Origin of the sequence: Helicobacter labetoulli, assembly GCF_003670275.1 — a bacterium.
GTDB classification, from domain to species: Bacteria; Campylobacterota; Campylobacteria; order Campylobacterales; family Helicobacteraceae; genus Helicobacter_C; species Helicobacter_C labetoulli.
This window is the reverse complement of record NZ_QXJF01000012.1, coordinates 48,509-68,790: the sequence shown is the minus strand read 5'-3', so window position 1 is coordinate 68,790 and position 20,282 is coordinate 48,509. Positions and strand designations below refer to the sequence as shown.

Annotated in this window: 19 protein-coding genes, 3 tRNA genes and 1 pseudogene; 11 read left to right on the top strand and 12 right to left on the bottom strand. The window is 38.2% G+C overall.

Annotation, left to right across the window (positions count from 1 at the left end):
• Nucleotides 1–23 precede the first annotated feature (23 nt).
• The 7 genes and pseudogenes from EBF12_RS11900 to EBF12_RS07525 form a co-directional block, all read right to left on the bottom strand.
• Complete coding sequence (locus EBF12_RS11900; RefSeq protein WP_244196450.1) at nt 24–548, bottom strand: hypothetical protein; 525 nt, start codon at nt 546–548, stop codon at nt 24–26.
• 82 nt (nt 549–630) lie between these two features.
• A complete protein-coding gene (locus EBF12_RS11895; protein ID WP_244196449.1) occupies nt 631–1,122 on the bottom strand; it encodes a glycosyltransferase family 2 protein in 492 nt (163 codons plus the stop codon).
• Nucleotides 1,112–2,488: an O-antigen ligase family protein gene (locus EBF12_RS07545; RefSeq protein WP_244196453.1), complete on the bottom strand. Its 1,377-nt coding sequence runs from the start codon at nt 2,486–2,488 to the stop codon at nt 1,112–1,114. Before EBF12_RS07545 ends, EBF12_RS11895 begins: the two co-directional genes overlap by 11 nt.
• A gap of 67 nt (nt 2,489–2,555) precedes the next feature.
• Nucleotides 2,556–3,462: pseudogene (locus EBF12_RS07540) on the bottom strand (DUF4422 domain-containing protein).
• A 200-nt stretch (nt 3,463–3,662) separates the two neighbouring features.
• Nucleotides 3,663–3,854 carry a hypothetical protein gene (locus EBF12_RS07535; RefSeq protein ID WP_157979074.1) on the bottom strand — a complete coding sequence of 64 codons (192 nt, stop codon included), beginning with the start codon at nt 3,852–3,854 and terminating at the stop codon, nt 3,663–3,665.
• Between the two features lie 12 nt (nt 3,855–3,866).
• A complete protein-coding gene (locus EBF12_RS07530; protein ID WP_121727104.1) occupies nt 3,867–4,925 on the bottom strand; it encodes a bifunctional 3,4-dihydroxy-2-butanone 4-phosphate synthase/GTP cyclohydrolase II in 1,059 nt (352 codons plus the stop codon).
• Nucleotides 4,926–5,082: 157 nt separating this feature from the next.
• Nucleotides 5,083–5,520 carry a Dps family protein gene (locus EBF12_RS07525; RefSeq protein ID WP_121727103.1) on the bottom strand — a complete coding sequence of 146 codons (438 nt, stop codon included), beginning with the start codon at nt 5,518–5,520 and terminating at the stop codon, nt 5,083–5,085.
• A gap of 264 nt (nt 5,521–5,784) precedes the next feature.
• Between EBF12_RS07525 and EBF12_RS07520 the strand changes: the two genes are divergently transcribed.
• From EBF12_RS07520 to EBF12_RS07490, 7 genes are all read left to right on the top strand, one after another.
• Nucleotides 5,785–5,859: transfer RNA gene (locus EBF12_RS07520), tRNA-Gln, on the top strand.
• A gap of 69 nt (nt 5,860–5,928) precedes the next feature.
• A tRNA-Met gene (locus EBF12_RS07515) sits at nt 5,929–6,005 on the top strand.
• A gap of 66 nt (nt 6,006–6,071) precedes the next feature.
• A tRNA-Arg gene (locus EBF12_RS07510) sits at nt 6,072–6,148 on the top strand.
• 92 nt (nt 6,149–6,240) lie between these two features.
• The gene (locus EBF12_RS07505; RefSeq protein ID WP_244196448.1) at nt 6,241–7,635 is read left to right on the top strand and encodes a glycosyltransferase family 9 protein; all 1,395 of its coding nucleotides are present in this window, start codon (nt 6,241–6,243) and stop codon (nt 7,633–7,635) included.
• The gene (locus tag EBF12_RS07500; protein ID WP_121727102.1) at nt 7,632–8,402 is read left to right on the top strand and encodes a class I SAM-dependent methyltransferase; all 771 of its coding nucleotides are present in this window, start codon (nt 7,632–7,634) and stop codon (nt 8,400–8,402) included. The genes EBF12_RS07505 and EBF12_RS07500 overlap by 4 nt, the downstream gene beginning before the upstream one ends.
• Nucleotides 8,386–9,351, top strand: coding sequence for a hypothetical protein (locus EBF12_RS07495; protein WP_244196447.1), 966 nt, complete (start codon nt 8,386–8,388; stop codon nt 9,349–9,351). Before EBF12_RS07500 ends, EBF12_RS07495 begins: the two co-directional genes overlap by 17 nt.
• Before the next feature lie 267 nt (nt 9,352–9,618).
• The gene (locus EBF12_RS07490; RefSeq protein WP_121727101.1) at nt 9,619–10,377 is read left to right on the top strand and encodes an FkbM family methyltransferase; all 759 of its coding nucleotides are present in this window, start codon (nt 9,619–9,621) and stop codon (nt 10,375–10,377) included.
• Nucleotides 10,378–10,381: 4 nt separating this feature from the next.
• Here the strand turns inward: EBF12_RS07490 and EBF12_RS07485 are convergent, their stop codons facing one another.
• Complete coding sequence (locus EBF12_RS07485; protein WP_121727100.1) at nt 10,382–11,245, bottom strand: purine nucleoside phosphorylase YfiH/LACC1 family protein; 864 nt, start codon at nt 11,243–11,245, stop codon at nt 10,382–10,384.
• 128 nt (nt 11,246–11,373) lie between these two features.
• Here EBF12_RS07485 and nrfH point away from each other — a divergent pair, with 128 nt between their 5' ends.
• The 4 genes from nrfH (at nt 11,374) to EBF12_RS07465 (ending at nt 15,294) form a co-directional block, all read left to right on the top strand.
• Nucleotides 11,374–11,886 carry a cytochrome c nitrite reductase small subunit gene (nrfH, locus tag EBF12_RS07480; protein ID WP_002956289.1) on the top strand — a complete coding sequence of 171 codons (513 nt, stop codon included), beginning with the start codon at nt 11,374–11,376 and terminating at the stop codon, nt 11,884–11,886.
• Nucleotides 11,887–11,910: 24 nt separating this feature from the next.
• Nucleotides 11,911–13,761: an ammonia-forming cytochrome c nitrite reductase subunit c552 gene (locus EBF12_RS07475; protein ID WP_121727099.1), complete on the top strand. Its 1,851-nt coding sequence runs from the start codon at nt 11,911–11,913 to the stop codon at nt 13,759–13,761.
• A 122-nt stretch (nt 13,762–13,883) separates the two neighbouring features.
• Complete coding sequence (locus EBF12_RS07470) at nt 13,884–14,885, top strand: hypothetical protein (protein ID WP_121727098.1); 1,002 nt, start codon at nt 13,884–13,886, stop codon at nt 14,883–14,885.
• Between the two features lie 7 nt (nt 14,886–14,892).
• Nucleotides 14,893–15,294, top strand: a complete 402-nt coding sequence (locus EBF12_RS07465) for a diacylglycerol kinase (RefSeq protein ID WP_121727097.1) — start codon at nt 14,893–14,895, stop codon at nt 15,292–15,294.
• Between the two features lie 3 nt (nt 15,295–15,297).
• Here EBF12_RS07465 and EBF12_RS07460 read toward each other — a convergent pair whose 3' ends face one another.
• The 4 genes from EBF12_RS07460 to EBF12_RS07445 form a co-directional block, all read right to left on the bottom strand.
• Complete coding sequence (locus EBF12_RS07460; RefSeq protein WP_121727096.1) at nt 15,298–15,477, bottom strand: hypothetical protein; 180 nt, start codon at nt 15,475–15,477, stop codon at nt 15,298–15,300.
• Nucleotides 15,478–15,666: 189 nt separating this feature from the next.
• Nucleotides 15,667–16,434: a M15 family metallopeptidase gene (locus EBF12_RS07455; protein ID WP_244196446.1), complete on the bottom strand. Its 768-nt coding sequence runs from the start codon at nt 16,432–16,434 to the stop codon at nt 15,667–15,669.
• A gap of 70 nt (nt 16,435–16,504) precedes the next feature.
• Nucleotides 16,505–19,573, bottom strand: a complete 3,069-nt coding sequence (locus EBF12_RS07450; protein WP_121727095.1) for an efflux RND transporter permease subunit — start codon at nt 19,571–19,573, stop codon at nt 16,505–16,507.
• A complete protein-coding gene (locus EBF12_RS07445) occupies nt 19,573–20,271 on the bottom strand; it encodes an efflux RND transporter periplasmic adaptor subunit (protein ID WP_121727094.1) in 699 nt (232 codons plus the stop codon). The genes EBF12_RS07450 and EBF12_RS07445 overlap by 1 nt, the downstream gene beginning before the upstream one ends.
• Nucleotides 20,272–20,282: the final 11 nt, after the last annotated feature.

Sequence of the window (20,282 nt, the reverse complement as noted above, 5' to 3'; positions counted from 1 at the left end):
TATAACGCTCTTTAAAGAGCTTATCATACCAAATAGTCTTCATCGCAATTCCTTTTATAGAGAGTAAAGCCAAAGATTCTAATAATTGTCTTTTTACCTCTTAGGTGTATCCAAAATATGCCTCTTGTGTCAAAAGGCTTTGTGCGGTTTAGCTTGTGTAGCCAAAGCGGTATGGAGAGAATGTAGTGTAGTTTGTTGTGGTTTGCTGGGTGAATAAAAAAATCACGCGGTTTTGAGGCTATTCCCAACTGGTAAAGCTCCCTTTTAAGTGCCTTGAACAATATGCAATGCCCCTTTTCACCAAGTGTTTGTAAATGCCAAAAACAAAAATCCAAGCTCCAATTTACAAAGCTTCTCTCTACATTATCAAAAGTGCCATTTTTAATAAGCCTTGTGCGCAAGGCATATAATGCTTCAAAAAATACAAGCGGATTCTTGTCTCTACTATTTTCCAAAGAATATGGATTTTGTGTGCGATGATAAAAAAGCACACTATCTATAACACTTATAGAATCTGCCTCTACTAGCGAAGAAAAGACAAAATACAAATCATTACTTGATCTAATCTCTTGAAACTTCAGCCCACGAGTATAGGTAAACTCTCTTTTATAGAGTTTATCCCACGCCCAGTCAACACAAAAACCAAAAATATAATCCCCCCATATCTTTATAATTAAACACTAGCTTTTCAGGCAAAAGTTCAAATCGCAATGCCCAATTCATATCTACCAAAGTGGTATCCTGCAGTCTATATTCTTTACTCCTAGCAATTACAATTTGTGCTTGCGTATCCTCCGCCCTCTCCACAAGCTTATAGATTGCATTTTCATTCATATAGTCATCAGAATCAAAAAATAAAACATACTTGCCACGGGCAGATTCTAAGCCTTTGTTTCTTGCTGCCCCAGCACCCATATTATCCTGTCTAATAAGACAAATTCTACTATCTTGATCTACATATCTTTGAGCTATACTCGTGCTCTCATCATTGCTCCCATCATCAACAAGAATAATCTCAAGCCTCTTGTAGCTTTGTGCCAAAATAGAATCTAAGCACTCTGGTAGATAAGCAGCAGTATTATAAAAAGGGATAATTATGGATACAAGTGCTTTATCTCGCATATCTTATCCCCAAAAATACACCAAGCAATATAAACAACACAATTTCTCCATCACGCACGGGGATACAATCAAATAGATTACTCACAAATAAAGCGATAAGCATAATGCTCACGCTTATAATAATGACATTTTTTGAATCTCCTTTGCCATATGCATCACACCTAATCTTTGCCCTATATCCACTCCAAACGAAATAAGAGAAAAATAACATACTCGCTATAAAACCAATCACCCCAAGCTCAAACCATATAGACATAATATAATTATGATTGTGAGCGTGAGCTAATATGATTTTATTGTCATTGGTATATTTGAACGGAAAAGGGTGATTAGGAGAATTGATAGCAAATATATTTTGAATATTGTAAGGAAATTGCTGAAAATGATAACCATTTGGACGCCAAGGATTGTCCGCTATGGCAAGAAGTGTAGATTTTAACAAAGAGATTCTAATAAGGCTTGAATCTTCCCATCTAACAGATGAATATTCATTTGTAGAATGAATAGAACATACCAGCCATTTACCACAACCATAGCTAAATTTTCCCATTTCAGCAGGATCACTCTTCCACACTTGATGAAAATTTTGTGCCATATTGTAAAAATTAAATCTCATCTGCCAAGATTGACTAAGCTTATATACACCAAACACAGCAATTACACAAAGCAAACTTATGCCAAATAACACTCTTACTTTTGTTTTATAAACACATAACACAAAAGGACTAAGACACATAACCACACACGCCAAAAGAGCGAAGCGTCCACCATTACAGAAAAAAGCAAAAACACATATTATGCTTAATATGAAAAATACAATTTTCAATATCCCCCTTGTTTGCAAAAAGATACCAAGCACAAAACTAAAAGATACAATAAGATAAAAAGCATACACTGTGGCTGGAGTATGATAAGCAGGTAACATAGCACGATAATCTCCAAAACTTCCATTGTGAGATAAAAAATCATAAATTGTTACTATGGGGTGATAAGACAATGCCAAAAAAATAGCACAAATAAAATAGAAAAAACTCTTTCTATCAAGCCCTTTTACCACATAATACGCTAATAACATAAAAAGAAATGGCTCCAACAAATACTGCCTTATAACAAGAAATGTTGAATTGCTATCAGTAGCAAACAATAAGGAGACAAATGCCATACATATCACAACAACATAACACACCAAGGGAAAGGTTATATTTTTTATATCCTTAAGCTTAAATTGCTTATAACACAGCACAACAAATAAAATCAGGGCAAGATACAAAAGATTGAGCGGAAGCCTTATAGAAACAACACTATAACTCAAAGGTAAAAGTGCTATGGCCACCGCCATAAGCATAGAACAAATCAAACTTACCACTCTAACAAAAGAAGGATGCGTACTATATTGTTTAAAATTCTTCAATCGCCTATTCATACCAAATCTTTTACAATCGCTTTTTTAAAATCCGAATCTTACAAACAAAAAACCGCTTTACATTGCCATCTTGCACCCAACCTAGCCATCTTCTTTTAGATTTTAACCTAAAAACTACTAGCGGCAACTCTTTAATAACCAAGTTTGTTTGTGTTTGCCTTTTATACTCTATCCATATATTCAAAAGTCGTTCGGACAAAAAGCCAAAAACTCTTGCTTGATGAGTGTCATAAGAGTGATAAGGAATCTTACCTTGCACTCCGAATAAAATATCAAAAATCCACTCACAATACTCAAAATACAATTCTTTTTTCATAATACACATATTCGCAATATGCCAATACAATGGTTTATGGTGAATTGTTTGCATAGCAATTGTATGCATATCAGGATACTTTGAAGCAATATACTCCAAACAAACATCTAAATCTTTAATATAATGAACAACATCATACAGCTCATATAGCGACAAATTTTCTGCTCTTTTTCTCTGTCCGTGGTCAATCACCTTTTTTGGCAAGACAATATCACAATCCCTGCAGACATCTATAATGTCTTGAGAATCTAGCTTATATTGCCCTATGATATTTGTTTTGTCGCTTATAGTTTCTTTTCTTGGCATTTGCGACGCATAAGAATCTTTGAAATCAAAGATTCTACGATAATGAAACAATCCATAATAGTCAGAATCCAAGTTTTTCCAAGCCCAATACATCGCCGTCAGCTCACAAAAGTGAGGAAATATTATCTCCACTATCATCACGCCATAAACTTACTCCTTTTTGCTTGCAAAGATTCTCTAGTTCGCTAACACTCTCTTCTTTCACACTTGATGCCCCAACCAAAATAGGCAATAGACATTCATTAGCAAAAACAATGCTTGGCTTGTGGTAACACACGAGTATCCGACACTTCATTATCATTCTCCTTTTTCCATCATAATTTTGATAAACCATAATTTATAAAAAGGAGACTGAACATACAAAAGAAAACAAACAAAAAGAAATTGTATAGAAAGAATTATTTGCCACGACCTTTATAGAATGACAAGCTTGTGGAAATGAATTTTTGATAGAAAAAGAGAATAAAGAAGCCCAAGATACAACACTATGAGATTCTAAGCTATAAAGCCCCCCCCCCCCGCAACACTAACTAACATACGCACACTTCGTGGGAAAATGATACTTACGATAAACAAAATGCTAGGTGTAAGAATGCTAACTATATTGATCTTTTGTGCAAACTGCAAAGATTCCATAAAAACCCCGATGTCCATATTCAAGAGACAAATTTCACTTTTTTTACACATATTCATTTCCTCCTACACCTCAACACTCTTTTGCAAATGCAAGTCAAAGCCACTTAAGGCATTATAGTTATTATTAGCATAAGTAGAGCTTAATAGGACAAAGTCTTTCACACCAAGTGTTTTTAGAATCTGTGCGCCGATTCCAAAGTCTTTAATATCACCGCAATTTTTTGCGATACTCCCACTTGCAACATTCTTTGCAGTAGTATCAAGGCAGATGAGATAGCCACCTTGCTGTGAAAGTAGCTCTATGCTTTTTTGCAAGGCTTGCCACTCGCTAGAATCTGTCAAAAGAGCAATATCACTGCTTGTGCTGTGGAATCTAATAAGCGGTGTTGTCGCCTGCGGACTAAAGCTAAAGGCGATGTGTTCATTGTCTAAATGGTCTAAAAAGGTGATTTTCTCGCATTCTTTATCCATAAATACCACTTTTTCGCGGCGGATTTCACGCACAAGATTCTCAAAATTTAAGCGATATTGAATAATGTCGCTAACATAGAGAATCTTTAAATTATGAATCTTGGCAAAATCAAGAAGGAATTTATCCCCCCGTCCAGCCATTGTGCCATCTTTTTTCATAATCTCACATATCACGCTAATGGGTGCAAGACCAGCAAGCCTACAAATATCCACACTCGCTTCTGTATGCCCTGTGCGAATAAGTGTGCCACCACTTTTTGCAATAAGGGGGAAAATATGCCCCGGACGCACAAAATCGCTAGGCTTTGCGTTGCTATCACACATTAGACGGATTGTTAAATCCCGCTCGTATGCGGAAATCCCTGTCTTTGCTTCCTTAGCGTCAATGGATATGGTAAAGGCGGTTTCGTGGTTGCTATCATTTCTTTGCACCATTGGGGGTAGGTCTAGCTTATGAGCTAGCTCTTGTGTGATAGATACACAGATTAGCCCCCTTGCCTCTTGTGCCATAAAGTTTATTTTCTCTGGTGCAGAAAAGATTCCAGCCATTACCAAATCGCCCTCATTCTCCCTATCTTCATCGTCCATTATGATAATCATTTCACCTTTTTTAATCGCTTCTATAGCTTCTTTCATACGCGTTTGATACATTAAACTATCCTTAGGATTTTTAAGTTTTTTAAAATGTTGTGATTGTATAAAAATAAAACAAATTACTAGACATTTATTGAGATTAAAGTTAGATTCTAGTTTATAGCCTAAGCCCTCTTTAGAATCTAATTTACACAATTCTAAAGAGGTATCAAACCTATGCAAGTTGAGATTTTAGCATCCAAATTGCTTTTTGTAGCTCTCCTGTTTTATCATCAGCATACGCTGCACTGACCTTATCCCCTTGGCTATCTGCTTGGGCTGAAAGCTCCACAAAAAGCTTGAGAAAATACTCATAATCAGCCAAAACTGCCTGAGCAATTTCCTTTGAATTAAAGCTTGTTTTGCTCTCCTCTTTAATTTTTGCTGCTTTCAGCATATCGCTAACCGTTACATAAGGCATTCCGCCAAGCTGCAATACACGCTCTGCTACATCATCAAAAACATCAGCAAACTGCTCATAAATCTCTTGCGTTGCCTTATGTGTAGGGTGAAAATCCATACCCTTCACATTCCAATGAAAATTATGCACCTTGACATAAAATACCGATGCATCTGCTTGAATCTGTTTTAGAAGTTCCACCACTTTACTCATAGTTACTTTCCTTTTTTTAATTAAATTTTCCTTGACACAAATGATGGCTAAAATCACCACTATTGTTTCTCCAAGGAATAGAATTGATTGTAAAATAATGGGGCTAACCTATGGTAAATATAAAATCAAGTTACCAAGGTAGCACTCAAGGTAGCACTCATCAAACTTCACAAAAAACATCAAAAATCTCCGCGTTTATTATGAGTGATTTCCATCTCTTGACAAATCGCAACAAACTCGCTAGAATTGCACCTCGTTTTTCATTGGGGTATCGCCAAGCGGTAAGGCACCTGGTTTTGGTCCAGGCATTCAGAGGTTCGAATCCTTTTACCCCAGCCACTTCTTTAATTTAACTCACAGGGTTTTCACATATTTTCTAGCACTTTTGCAATAGTGGTGTTAGTTTGACGCGGGATAGAGCAGTCCGGTAGCTCGTTGGGCTCATAACCCAAAGGTCGGGGGTTCAAATCCCTCTCCCGCAACCAAGGTTTGTCTTAAGCATTTGGCTTTTTTAATGTCTAAGCCTTTTGAAGCAACACGAGAATAGATGTGCGCTCATAGCTCAGCTGGATAGAGCAACGGCCTTCTAAGCCGTAGGTCAGAGGTTCGAATCCTCTTGGGCGTACCACTTCACAAAGACAAATTTAGAAAATTATTGTAGATTGTGCTGTTTTATGATTGATCTGAATTGAAACTAAACTTTATTTGGGAGCTACGCAAGTGAGAATTATACACCTTGTTAGTCAAGATGATGGTGGAGCTGGTAGAGCTTGTATTAGACTACACAAAATATTACCAAAAGCATGTGCAAGTTTTGTGATACAAACTCTATGTCTAAATTGCACGAGGATTCAGCTATGCTCCATATTTCATAAACTCTTTCAAAATCATACAAAAATTATTAATCAATCTCTTATTGAGACTTATGGCACAATGCTAAAACTCATTCTGCGTTCGGTTTTGTCACCCATTATAGAGCTATCTATCAAAATCTTAACTTTCACACCCAAACGCATCTGCACGCCACAATCACTTGTCATTCTCCGCACTGATGCCATAGGGGATTACCTGCTTTTTCGTGCCTTTTTAAGTGAAGTGAGAAAAGCCTATCCTAACTACCACATCACACTTATTGGCAATAGTGCGTGGAAGCCCTTGTATGAGTATTTTGACTCATCATATTGTGATAATTGCATTTGGATTAACACAGCACATTTTCAAACAAAACATATTTATAAGAAAATTACAATCCTACGCCAAATCAAGCAAATAGGCTATGAGCTACTCATAAACCCCGTGCATTCTCGCGACAAGCTCAATACCACCCTTGCTTCACATATCAATGCCCTAAACAAAATCGCTCCACAAGGCGATGATGTCAATCTCTCTCCACGCAAAAAAACACGCCACGATAGAATCTACACAACCCTAACACCAAGCACCAAGGATATTATATTTGAGTTTTATCGTAATAAAGAGTTTTTTGAGTATGTATTACAAAAGCCCCTTGAGACTTCTCCAAAGCTTCATCTCCACTACCCACCCACACGAGCAATACCCACCAAAAAGCCTTATAGCGTGTTATTCATAGGGGCAAGTGCAAAATATCGCCAATGGAGCATAGAGCATTTTGCAGAAGTTGGAGCATATCTTATGCAAAACTACAAGCACAATATCCTTATATGCGGAGGGAGTGCGGATAGGGAATCTGGAGCAAAACTCACGCAAATTTTACAACCCATAGCAAAAGGGTGTGGGCAATCCCTATGTAATTTAGCGGGGAAAACTACTTTGGTGGATTTGGCATTTCTCGTGTATAACGGCAACCTGCTTGTTTCGAATGAAACAAGCGTGGTGCATTTATGTGCCTTGTTAGACACGACGATAATTGTCGTCGTGTCTAACGGCAACCATTTGGGTAGATTTATCCCCTATCCTAAAGAGATAAGGGATAAATACTACCCTGTGTTGCACCCCTTTATCACGGCAAATTACGCCAGATACAAGGAGTTAAGCAATGCCTTTGCCTACAAAAGCACACTTGATATTAACGACATACAGCCTAAGCAGGTTATTGATGTCATAGAGCAAATCTACACAAAGGAGCAACAATGAGTGAATATTTTGAAGCAAGGGGCGTGAGCCCAGAGACCTACAAGGAAGCAAAGTTGCCTGCGTATTTTAAGGAAGCGATTTGCCAACTACCAAAAAACGCTAGAATCTTAGATTTTGGCTGTGGCTTTGGGCAAAATCTTTTAGCAATCAAAGAGCATAATTATAACTTTATAGATTCTAGCGGGGGGGGGCGAAATAACTCTAGTAAGCCCTACTTGCTTGGGATTGACATCAACCCACACGCCATTGCCTATGTGCAAAGCTTAGGGATAGAATCTATGGTGTGTGAAAATATTATAGATTTTAGACCACAGGAGAAGTTTGACCTAGTGATTGCGACACATATTTTAGAGCATTTACCAAAGGAGCGCGTGGTAGAGATCCTAGCTCATTTTAGGAAGCATATTTTGAAAGAAGGCGGAAAAATGTTTATAGCAGTGCCAAATGCCCAAAGCCATACAGGCTGCTACTGGGCGTATGAAGATTTTACTCACAATACACTCTTTACCGCTGGAAGCTTGATATATGTGCTAAAAATGGCAGGCTTTACCCACATAGACATCATAGATCAAGATGCTCTTGCAGGGACAAAAGGTGTAAAAAGAATTATCCGCAAGATCTTTTTACAACTCTACAAACTTAACTTTGCCTTTTGGAATCGTATAACAAATAGTGCTTTCCACGCACCAAGTCCGCAGATTTTCAGCTATGAGATAAAAGCCCTAGCCTACCAACCAAAAAGGAGCAGCAATGAAAAAAATTCTTAAAAAAATATTAAAAAAGTTGAGAATCTACTTCACCAGTGGGCTAGATTCTAAGCTTGATAAATCAACTATGCTACACGCAAATCTCCTATCAACCCAACATAAACAGCTTTATAGACAGCAAATAATAGGGGGGGGGGGGCAAGTAGATATTCGTGATTTTGAGTTTAGTGCATATTCGCAAAATGGAGAGGATGGAATCTTGGATTTACTGATTGAAGCTTTAGAGCTAGATGTTCCACACTCTTCATATCCTCGTGCTTTTGTAGAATTTGGAGTGCAAGATTATACAGAATCCAACACTCGCTATCTTTTGAAAAAGCGGAATTTTATGGGATTTATTATGGATGGAAGTGCGATACATATTGAATCTATCAAACAAGATGATATATATTGGAAGCACGATTTAGAGGCACAATGTGCTTTTATCACAAAGGATAATATAAACACTCTAATCAAGCAATGGTTAGATTCTAGAAAGCTAGATAATATCGCTATTTTAAGCATTGATATTGACGGGGTGGATTATTTTGTATGGGAAGCCATAGAGTGTGTAAAACCTGCTATCGTGGTGGTGGAGTATAATGCGATATTTGGGGAAAATCTTAGTGTCAGTGTGCCATACAGGGCGGATTTTGAGCGATTTAGTGTGCATCATAGTGGGTTATATTTTGGTGCAAGTATAAAGGCTTTAATCGCACTTGGCAAAAAGAAAGGATATGTGTTTGTGGGGGCGGATTCTAGCGGGACAAATGTATTTTTTATCCACGAAAGCCTAGAATCTAAACTTGCATTTACCACTGCCCCTTTGCAAGAGTATTGCTTCACGCACCACGCAAGGCAAAGTCGCGACATATTTGGCAATCTTTCATTTTTGCAAGGAGATGAAAGACTTAAAGCCATAAAGCATTTGCCCTTGCATACTTGCAAGGATTTTGAAACCAAAGAATAAACAAACTTAACACCAATAATGGTAACCCAGTTATAAGATTCTAAATACTTACCAAGTTTAACAAAAGAGTTTATCTTGCTTTTCTTTTTACAAGATATCTCTCTTATCTCACGAAGAACAATCAACCTTTACGCTCAAAAACACTTGAGTTTGCAATTTTTTTGCCTCCACAAAGTGCAAAGATGATATATATGTTATTGGTTAAAAATTATCCAATCATTTTTTTTTTTTTTGTAGGATTGTAAAATTTTTCATAGGAGATTTTATATGGGGTTTTGGGACAAACTTAAACTTAATAGACCAGTAAACAAAAAAGATATGTTAAGGATTACAGATTTCAATACACTTCTTATTGGGGCGATAGCTGATCCAAATGGCTTAGGAAAACTTGATATTATGATGCATAATGCCTATATGCCAAGGCATTATTGGAAGATTTTTCATCAAATGTATGTGTATGGTAATGCTTATGGTAATAATGAGAAAATACAAAGGGAAATCTGCATTGATTGTGGCGGGCATATTGGCGTATTTACAGATGTTGCCCTGCATTGCGGTGCAATTGTGTATGTCTTTGAGCCAAATAAATATCTTTTTGCCTTTTTACAAAACAAATATAAAGATAATCCAAATGTGATATTACATAATCAAGCAGTTTCAAATAGAAATTACCAAACGCAATTTTTAATTGATGAGTGTGGTGAGCTATCGCAGGGAAATCGCATTGTAGAAAGTGCGGATAATACACAAAAATCCTATGAAGTAGAAGTCATTGACTTAAGTCAATATATTAAAGAGCATATCTTGCCAAAGCACAACAAGATAGGTTTTTTAAAGCTTGATGTGGAAGGAAGTGAATTTGATATTATGGAATCTTTATTAGAGCAAGACTTGCATAAACATATAGACTATATTGCTTGTGAGACACACGAAAGATTCTTTAGTGATGGGACAAAAAAACTAGCAAAACTTAAACAAAACATACAAGATAAGTCTGCAAAAAATGTATTTTTAGATTGGATTTAATCTTTTAGTGTCCATCTTTATCTGCTAGCATCACTAAAAGCCCAAATCGCCCTGTGGAATGCTCTCTCCTATACGAGTATAGCCCCTCTTCGCAACTTGAGCAAAAGGGGCTTATCTCTATATGTTTGGGATTTAAGCCCAGATTCTCACTTTGCTGCTTGAGACACGCAATCAAGTCAAGATTTTTCCCCCTAAACACATCATTAAATCCTAGAATCTCCGCTTGTTTATGTATCTCATCACCCACTTCATAACAACAAGAACGAATAGAAGCCCCTACATACATCAAGCAATCCTCCACCATCGTGCCATACACTTCACTCATACGCTTAAAAACAAAGGGCAAAATCCCATCAAACACACCCTTACGCCCAGCGTGTATCACACTCACAACCCCATTTTTCCTATCATAAAGCAAAATAGGGTTGCAATCTGCCACCATAACAAAAATGAGCACATTTGACAAATGCGTAATAATCGCATCTGCCTCCCCAAGACACATACTCCTCCCATCACACCGCCCATATTTTGAAACAAGATTCTCATCTACAACCACACTTTTTGTGCTATGAATCTGCTGACAATAAAACATAGGGACATTTTTAGTAAAATCTCTATCCATTCCATTCTCACCAGCTGCACAAACCCCAAGCCCAACCCTAGAATCTGCCTTGCCAAAAGTTTTTACAAACGCTTCTTTCACACGCCTATGATTTGTATCTACACTTTGCTGGCAATCCCCCACGCCATAGCCAAGATTTAGCCCATCAAACACCCCTTTACTCACTCCACCATACCTATCACTCAAAGCAAAACATACATTTTCATTCTTAAAAAGTGGAGATTCTAAACTTGTATAAAAAAACATAACACCTATTCCTTTATTTTTGATGTAAATCAAATCATTTTCAATATGATAATAATAAAATTCTAGCGAGTATTTTCTTAAATTCTCACTCAACAACACAAATAAGGCAACAACTTAAGGAGGGTCTATTGAAACAAAGCCAACAAAAAAAGTCCTTCTCTCTCATCTCAAGCATTTTTGCCATTCTGCTTGTTGTGATACTTATCCTAGCGTGTTATACTTTCTACAACGCAAAGGGAATGTCCTATCTTAGCAACGATTCAGAAGCGTGCAATAACTGCCACATTATGAATGAGGTGTATAGCGACTATCTTAGTGCGCCCCACTCGCAAAAGATTGCAGGGCAACCAAGGGCTACTTGCAATGACTGCCACCTGCCACACGGATTTGTTTCTAAATGGATTGCTAAAGCAAAAAGTGGTGTAGGACACGCTTATGCTTTCACTTTTGAGCTTGAATCTCTACCAACCAATCTTAGTGCAAACGAGGCAAGTAAGCAAATGGTGCAGGATAATTGTGTGCGATGTCATATTGAATATGTCCAAAATGCGGTCAATCCCACAACCATACCCGGACACGATAGCAGTGCTTTAAGCTGTGTATCTTGCCACGAAGGCGTTGGGCATAAGCGCGGATTTTAAATAAACTTACTAAAGGAGGAAAAAATGCAGAAAAAGAAAGGAATGCTACCTATACTTGTTGTTGTAGCTGTTGTTGTGATTGTTGGGCTTTTATGGCTCAATCAAGACATTTCATCAAAACAGGCGGGAAATACGGGGGTTATCTCAAAGCAGCTTGTAGAGCTAACTGATGAGAATCCAACTTTTGACTTTTGGGGTAAAAACTTCCCAGAATACCTTGATATGTATCTCAAAGTAGAGACAGAAGCACCAAAATATACAAATTTTGGTGGGAATCTTGCCTACTCAAAGCTTATCCGCTATCCGCAATTAACAATTTTGTGGGCAGGGTATCCATTCAGCCTTGATGCGAATGAAGAGAGAGGGCATTTTTGGATTCAAGTAGATCAAATGGATACGGCAAGAAATAATAAAGATTTCTTAAACGCACACGGATTTGCAAAATTTGGCGGACAACCTGCTGCGTGTATGAACTGCCATAGCGGCTGGACACCTTGGCTTATCAACAATGTAGCTAAAGGTGACTTTACCGCATTTAATAGCACAAAATACTGGACAATGATTAAAAATGTCCCTACACGCAATGGTATAGAGGAAGGCTCTGCTGAACACGGCGGACCACACGGAGGCAAGAGAATGGGTGTAACCTGTGCAGACTGCCATAATCCTGATGATATGAGCCTAAGAGTGGTGCGTCCAGCTCTTATTAATTCACTTGTGGATAGGGGCTATCAAACAGATCCTGTTCAAGGTATCAAAGCAGATAGAAAAGAGATGAGAACACTTGTTTGTGCGCAATGCCATGTGGAATACTACTTTAAGCCCACAGGCGAAAAGGTTAAAGTTATGGGAGAAAGCATCGCAAGTGATAGTAGTCAAAAATGGTGGAATGGCACACAAAAGACTTACGATGAGTATGAGCATTGGAGAAATGGTAATAAAGCTACTGAAATAGAGGTAGATGGCATTAATCTCACATTCCCTTGGAGTGCATGGAAAAAAGATGAGCCTTTTAGAATTGAGATGTTTGATGCTCACTATGATGCAGTGCGACCGATATTTAAAGAGGATTGGACACATAAAGAAACTAAAGCCTCTATGATCAAGATTCAACACCCAGAGTATGAGATGTTTAGCGGTGGGGTGCACGCAGCCAATGGCGTGAGCTGTGCGGATTGCCATATGCCTTATGTTAAAGGTGCAGGTGGCAAGAAAGTTACGCAGCACAATGTTACATCGCCACTCTTTGATATTAACTCCGCGTGTAAAACTTGCCATACTCAAAGTGAAGAATATCTCAAAAAGCAAATTGCTGATATTCAAAAATCTGTTGCCTTTGATTTAAGAAGTGCAGAGTATGCAACTGTGAGCCTTATCTTTGATATTAAGAAAATGCGTGAGGAGCTAGGCAAACTTCCTGCATATCAAACTGATGGCAAGCCAGATGATGCAAAAATTTCAAAAGCACTAGCCGAGCCACTTGAACTTCATAGAAGAGGGCAAATGCGAGGGGATTTTGTTGGAGCGGAAAACTCCACAGGATTCCACAATCCAAGGGAAGCGAGTCGTATGCTACTTCAAGCGGTAGAAATGGCTCGTATGGGACAAACAAAGCTTGTTGAAATTGCTAATCAAAATGGCATTAAAAACTTTAAAACTTCAAATCTTGGCTTTGAGGAGATTCAGAAGTTTAATCCCGGCGAGATTGTGTATAAGATTGATCTCAATGGACACACAGCGGGTGAGCGATACTACAAACATCACGAAGTTAATGGCGAAGCTCCAAAGGAACTTTTAGAGCTTGACAAAAATACAAAGCCTTATAATTTCAGTGAAATTGATAAAACTTCTGCTAGTGCTATAAGCACAAAATAGCCTTTCTTTAATCTCTAGCCTAGCCTTGACATAGGGCTTGGGCTAGAATCTCTTTCTTTTTTTCATTACGATTATATGTTATAATCTGCAAATTCCATTACTTCATACCAAAAGGAAAAACAATGAATAAAAAGCTAGTTGCTCTTATTTTGGGTTTAGGTGCATTGATTGCATTAAGTTTGGGAGTGTTTCTCTCATTCAAAACAAAGGATACAAAATCACATATAGAAAAAACGCTCAATGAAAAATTTGAATCTTTTGCCCAAGAGAGTGGTTATATTGCGGAGTGGGAGCCTTTCTCTTGTAGTGGGCTTGTAAGTATAGGCTGTTATAGTCCAAAGATTGTCGCCACAGATGGAGAGGGTGTTTTAACACTTAAAAATATGGGATTTGATATAGATTCAATAGATAATACTTCACTTCAAGCGTCATTAAATATCAAAGACATAGTATTTGAAGTGAAAGATATTGATGCAGATGATAAGGGTTCTAAAGAGAATCTTGTTCTTTTTTCATCTTTTTTTCCCAATAATGTAAAATGTGCCATCTCACTTAAACAAAATGATGACAAACTGACTGAAGATCTTGACTGCACCATTACTGCCAAGAATGCAACCTACCAAATACAAGGCGTTGATACCTATCAGCACGAGAGCTTCAAAACACAAAATATCGCTAAGATTCTACAAGATTTCTATTTTGATGCGTTTATCAATGAGGAGAGTTCTGTGCATTTTGAAGAATACAAATATGCCCTTAACAATGTTGCATTTAAGCTTAAAGACAATGGCTTTAGCAAGGATATATATAAGTATTATGAGCTACAAAGCAATGCCAAAGGGCTGCCTGTTAGCCAAGAGGGATTTGAGCAAAGTGCCAAAAATGTGAATATGTTAGCAACAATCGGGCTAAGTTTAATGATGGGCGATATGTATCATAATGAAATTATAGAGCTTGGCAATGCCCTTGAAAGCCTTATATTAGGTAAGAGTAAGCAGATTGGTTTCTTATTTCAACACAAAGCAGATTCACAAGAAGAGTTTATCTCTCTTAAAGAGTTTTTGCTCAATCCTTATACCTCTTACCTTGCAGATAACTTTGTTTTTGACATCATCTCACAATAGGTGCAAAATGGAAAATACGAACAACTATCAACGCAACGACAAAAAAGGCAAGAAAGGCTTTAAGCGTTTGTATAATGCCTTTTTTTTCTCGCTTGATGGCATTAAGGCTGCGTGGAAGGAAGAAGAGGGCTTTAGGCAGGTTTTCATCGTTGGGCTTGTGCTAAGTATCGCCGCTTTCTTTCTCGCACAAAATTGGCAGGAGCTTATCTTGTTGATTCTGCCTTGTATGCTTTCCGTGATTGTAGAGCTTATCAATTCTGCGATTGAAAATGCTATTGACTTTACAAGCCTTGAGATTCACCCACTCGCCAAGAAAGCAAAAGATATGGGCAGTGCTATTCAGCTTATGGCGTGTTTGTTTGTGGCATTTGTATGGGGTAGCTATTTACTTATGCGATTTGTATTGTAGATTCTATTTTTTACTATTATCACGGATAATCTTAAGACTATCGCGAATCTCGCATAGAATATTAACAACATAAACAAAAGCTATCCAACTTAAGATAAACACTATAATAGAAAAAAACTCCCTACTTGCTCTATCTTCAACAATAGATGACCACCCAATAAATAATCTTGCAATAAAATCCATTCTTAACTCCTTTTTTACAAAATAAAGAGTTATTCTAACAGGGGGGGGGGCAATCAAAAGTTAATATTTCTCAAAAACCCAAAAATAGCAAACCTACCCTTAAACCAATAATCAATCACACAAATCAAAGTGAAATAAGAATCTTGAAGTGATCATATTATTTTGCACCACACAAACACACAACAGATTCTACCGCAATGGCTTAAAATTCCTCGCATAGCAAATAATCTCTGGGCGATACTCAAAGTGCATTGTGTCATAATGCCACCATCGCCCACCCCACACAAAACCCTCCGCCTCAAATGCCTGAACAATCTCTAAGGGGATTTGATTTTCATATTGATACTCATTGCGTTCTTTTCTATCCCAAAGCCAATACTTTGAAAACTGCGTATTAATATCCAGAGCAATCCCAAAACTATGTGGAGAGAGGTTTGGAGAATCTGCAATATTACGCCAATAAAAAGCATCTTGGTCGCTCAAAAACTGATGGTATGCTTGGGGTATATTCTCTAACCTCTGCATTACACGAGCAAAGGCTTCGCTCACGCCATTGAGCGTTGTAACAACCACAAATCCCTTTTCAAAACGATGTGGAAACCACGGCAACTTCACAAGATGAGTTTTCACTTCATCTGCTGAGTGTCCATAAATCTCTTTATAGAATCCTAAATGCCTTACCCTTGAAGTATCTTTATTGCGATCCAGCACATTGCCTTGAAGTGGATAAGGATAGCTAAAAGCATCATTCATATCAGGGGATAGAATCTTCTCATCATAGTCCTTCTCCCTGCCATCATTCCATACAAATCTTGCCCCAGATTCAAGCACCACCTCATTATCGGCAATCCTCTCCACCTGCGGATAATACCGCTTAATGCACTCTTGGGCTAGGGCATCATCTATCTCGTGTGCGCCAAGCCATACAAACATACATAAACATACTATTTGCTTCATATCCTCGCCCTAGAATCTAGCTCATATCGCAATTATAGCTTGTTTTTGTATATTGTATCGCACCTCTTTGTTAAAACTTATCCTCCGCCTTAGGTTTGTAGAATCTCTGCAACCAATCATCAATTGGCACAAGCAACCGATACAACGCAGGCACAATAAGCAAACTCAAAAACATAGAGAAAAGTAGCCCTCCAATAATACAAATCCCCATAGGCGATTTCATACCAGCACCCGAGCCAACAGAAATAGCCAAAGGTATCATACCAAACACCATAGCAATTGTTGTCATAAGAATTGGACGCAGCCGAGATTCTCCAGCGAGTATAAGTGCTTCATCGGTGCTATACCCCTCTTTTCTTTTCTCATTTGCCACATCAATAAGCAAAGTCGCATTTTTCCCAACAAGCCCCATAAGAATCATAAGCCCCATAAGTGAGAACATACTGAAAGGCTGCCCCACAACAAAGAGTGCGATAAATGCACCAGAAAAGCTAAAAGGCAAGGTCATCATAATAACAATGGGCTGCAAGAAGCTCTCATACAACGCCGCAAGGATAAGATAAATAAGCACAATAGCCGTTAAAACCGCTACAAGAAAAGCTACCATCATCTCTTGTGCGTTTTCTGCTTCACCTTGAAGCCTAAAAGTCGCTCCAGATTCAAGCCACTCGCCCTGCTTTTGAGCAGTAATTTTCATCATATCCCCCAAAGAGATTCCAGAATCCTTTATCGGGTAGGCATACACGGTAAGTGATCTTTGCCTATCAAGACGCGTAATAACTGATGGTGCAGTTGTAGATTCTATCTCTACAAGCCCTTCTACAAACATCAACTCGCCATTGCCATTTTTCACTTGAAGCTTTTTAATATCATTAATGGAGATTCTATCCGTATCAGGCACGCGTATGGTAATATCATACTCTTTTCCACGCTCTTTATAATACCCAATAGCAGCTTCCCCAGAGAATGCCCCTCGCACTACATTCCCAATCTCTTTTGCACTCACGCCATAGCGACTTGCATTTTGTTTTAGCACCTTTAAGCGATATTCAGGCAGATTATCCGCAGCATTGATATGGATATTATCTACCTTTCCTGCAAGAATGGGGTCATTTTTAAGCAATGCAATGAGATTGTCTTTTGACTTATGCAATGCCTCATCATTTGGTGCAAGAATCGCCACCTGATAAGGGGAATTATCCCCTCCGCCTATATCGGAGACTTCTGATAGTGAAATGACAAACTCATTAGCCAACTCACTATTTTTAAGCTTTTCACCCACCTCAGCCATAATCTCAAACTGCGAAAGTTTCCGCTCCTTAATCGGTTTTAATTGCGCATAAATTTGAGCCTTAAAGATATTTTTCTCATTTGTATAGCCAATCTGCAATGAAGTAAATTCAACATTCTCATTTGCCATAACAATATCTTGTAAGATTCCCGTTTTTTCTTTCATTGCACTCATACTAATGCCGGGCTTTGTCTCCAAAAAGACTTGAAACTCACTCTTATCATCAGGGATAATAAACTCCATACCAATCTTAGTCAAAAGCATAATGGAGAGAAAAAACACCCCCACAATGCCCACAATCACCTTAACCTTATTCCGCAATACAAGGGCAAGGGTTTTGACATAATAGCTATCAAGTGCTTTAAAAAATGGCTCTGTGCGATAATAGAATCTTGAGTGCTTGGGATTTACCACGATTGAAGAAACCATAGGGATAATAGTGATAACAACAATATATGAGATTCCAATAGCTGCTGCCACGGTTATCCCAAAGCTTTGGAAGAATCTCCCAACAATCCCACTCATACTTCCCACAGGGATAAATACCGAAAGCAACATAGCCGAGATAGCAATCAACGCAAAACCAATCTCACGCACACCCTCATAGGCTGCCTCACGCTTACGCATACCAGATTCTAACTTTTTGTGAATATTCTCAATCACAACAATGGCATCATCAATAATAATCCCAATAGCAAGAGCCACAGCAAGAAGTGTTAGCATATTAAGCGAAAATCCAAAGAAATTCATTAAAGCAAAAGTCCCAAAAATAGAAATAGGAATACTCATAGCTGACACAAGCGTAATAGTCGCACTCCTTAGGAACATAAACACAACAAACACTGCCAAAAATACGCCCAACAACACATCAAATTCCACAGAAGAGATAGCCGAACGGACATTTTGTGTTGTATCTTTAAATGCCCTCACCTCATAATCAGGGCTAATTGCCTGAATCTGCGGAAGCACTTTCATCACCCCATCAGCAATAGAAATATCATTTGCTCCAGAAATTTTTTGCACTTCAAAGATAACGCCGGGTGTTTTATCTAAGGACGCAAAAGTCTTATCTTCTTCAATCCCATCTTCAATAGTCGCAATATCCCCTAATCTAATGCCTTCAGCTACGCGAATATTCCCCACATCACTTAAATCCGTGCTTTGTGCGTCTGTGGTAATCGCCCACTCTTGCAGTGTGCCAATAAGCCTACCGCCATCTATTTCAAGATTTTCTAGCCCAATTTTATTAGAAATATCCGTATAGGTTAAACCATATTTATTAAGCATACTAGGGCTTACAAAGATTCTAATTTGACGCTCTCTATGCCCCCTCATCTCAACGCCACCAACGCCAGATATTTTTTGCAATAAAGGCTTAATATTATCCTTAGCGTGTCGCATAAGCTCAGCCGAACTCACCTTATCGCTTGTAAGAAAAATTGAAACTATCGGCATAGAAGAACTATCAAATTTATTGATACTTGGTGTCTTTACTCCAGAATCTAGCTGCAAAGACCCTACCTTATCCCGCACATCATTGACTGCACTATCAAGGGGCTTTTCTAGCTCAAACTGCACAATAACCATACTCACATTTCGTGCTGAACTAGAAGTTACTTTTTTTATCCCATCAATCCCCATAACTGCTTCTTCAATCTTATCAGTTACCTTTGTCTCCACAATCTCCGCACTTGCCCCCGGATAGCTTGTAATCACCACAGCCACAGGAAAATCAATATCCGGAAAAAGTGAAGTTGGCATTTTTTTCACACCCAAAAACCCAAAAAACAAAATAGCCAAAGCAAACATCAAGGTTGTAATTGGGCGAGTAATGGCAAACTTATACATTATTTTGTCCTTATATAGCCATCACCAAATGTCCCGGGAATCACACCTTGGACTATGGCTTCAGCTTTGACTTTGCGTGTGTTTGTGCTGGCAGTTGGATAAATTTTGCTAATAGTTGTGTGCAAATCCTCTTTTCTCCCATCAATGCGGAAGTCAAATCTATCACCTACCTTAACCTTACTGATGTATTTAAAATCAAATTCAAGCACAAGCTTTACATCTTTAGTTATCAGCCTAAAAAGCTTTGTGCTATTGGCACTCACACCATCGCCTAGCTCAATCTCTTTAGAAGCGATTACACCATCAAAAGGGGCTTTAAGCTGCGTTTTGCTTAACATCGCCATTTGGTAAGAATAGTCCGCCTCAAGCTTTTTATATTCTGATTTATACCTATCAAGTGTGTTTCTATCCACAGCTCCACCACTTCTTTGATATCGTTCATATTGTTTTTTAGCAAAGATATATTGCTGCTCTGTTGAACGCGCTTGAGATTCTATATCTTGGTTAAAAAGTGTGAGAAGTAAATCTCCTTTTTTTACTTCACTCCCCACATCAACTAAAATATTTGATACAATCCCGCTCGTTGCGAGATTCAAATTCGCATCTTTTATCGCTTCAGCATTAAAAATCGCATACACATCTTCGCCCGCATACATATGCGATAATAACATTAATCCCACCAATAGAATCTTTCTCATCTTTTCTCCTT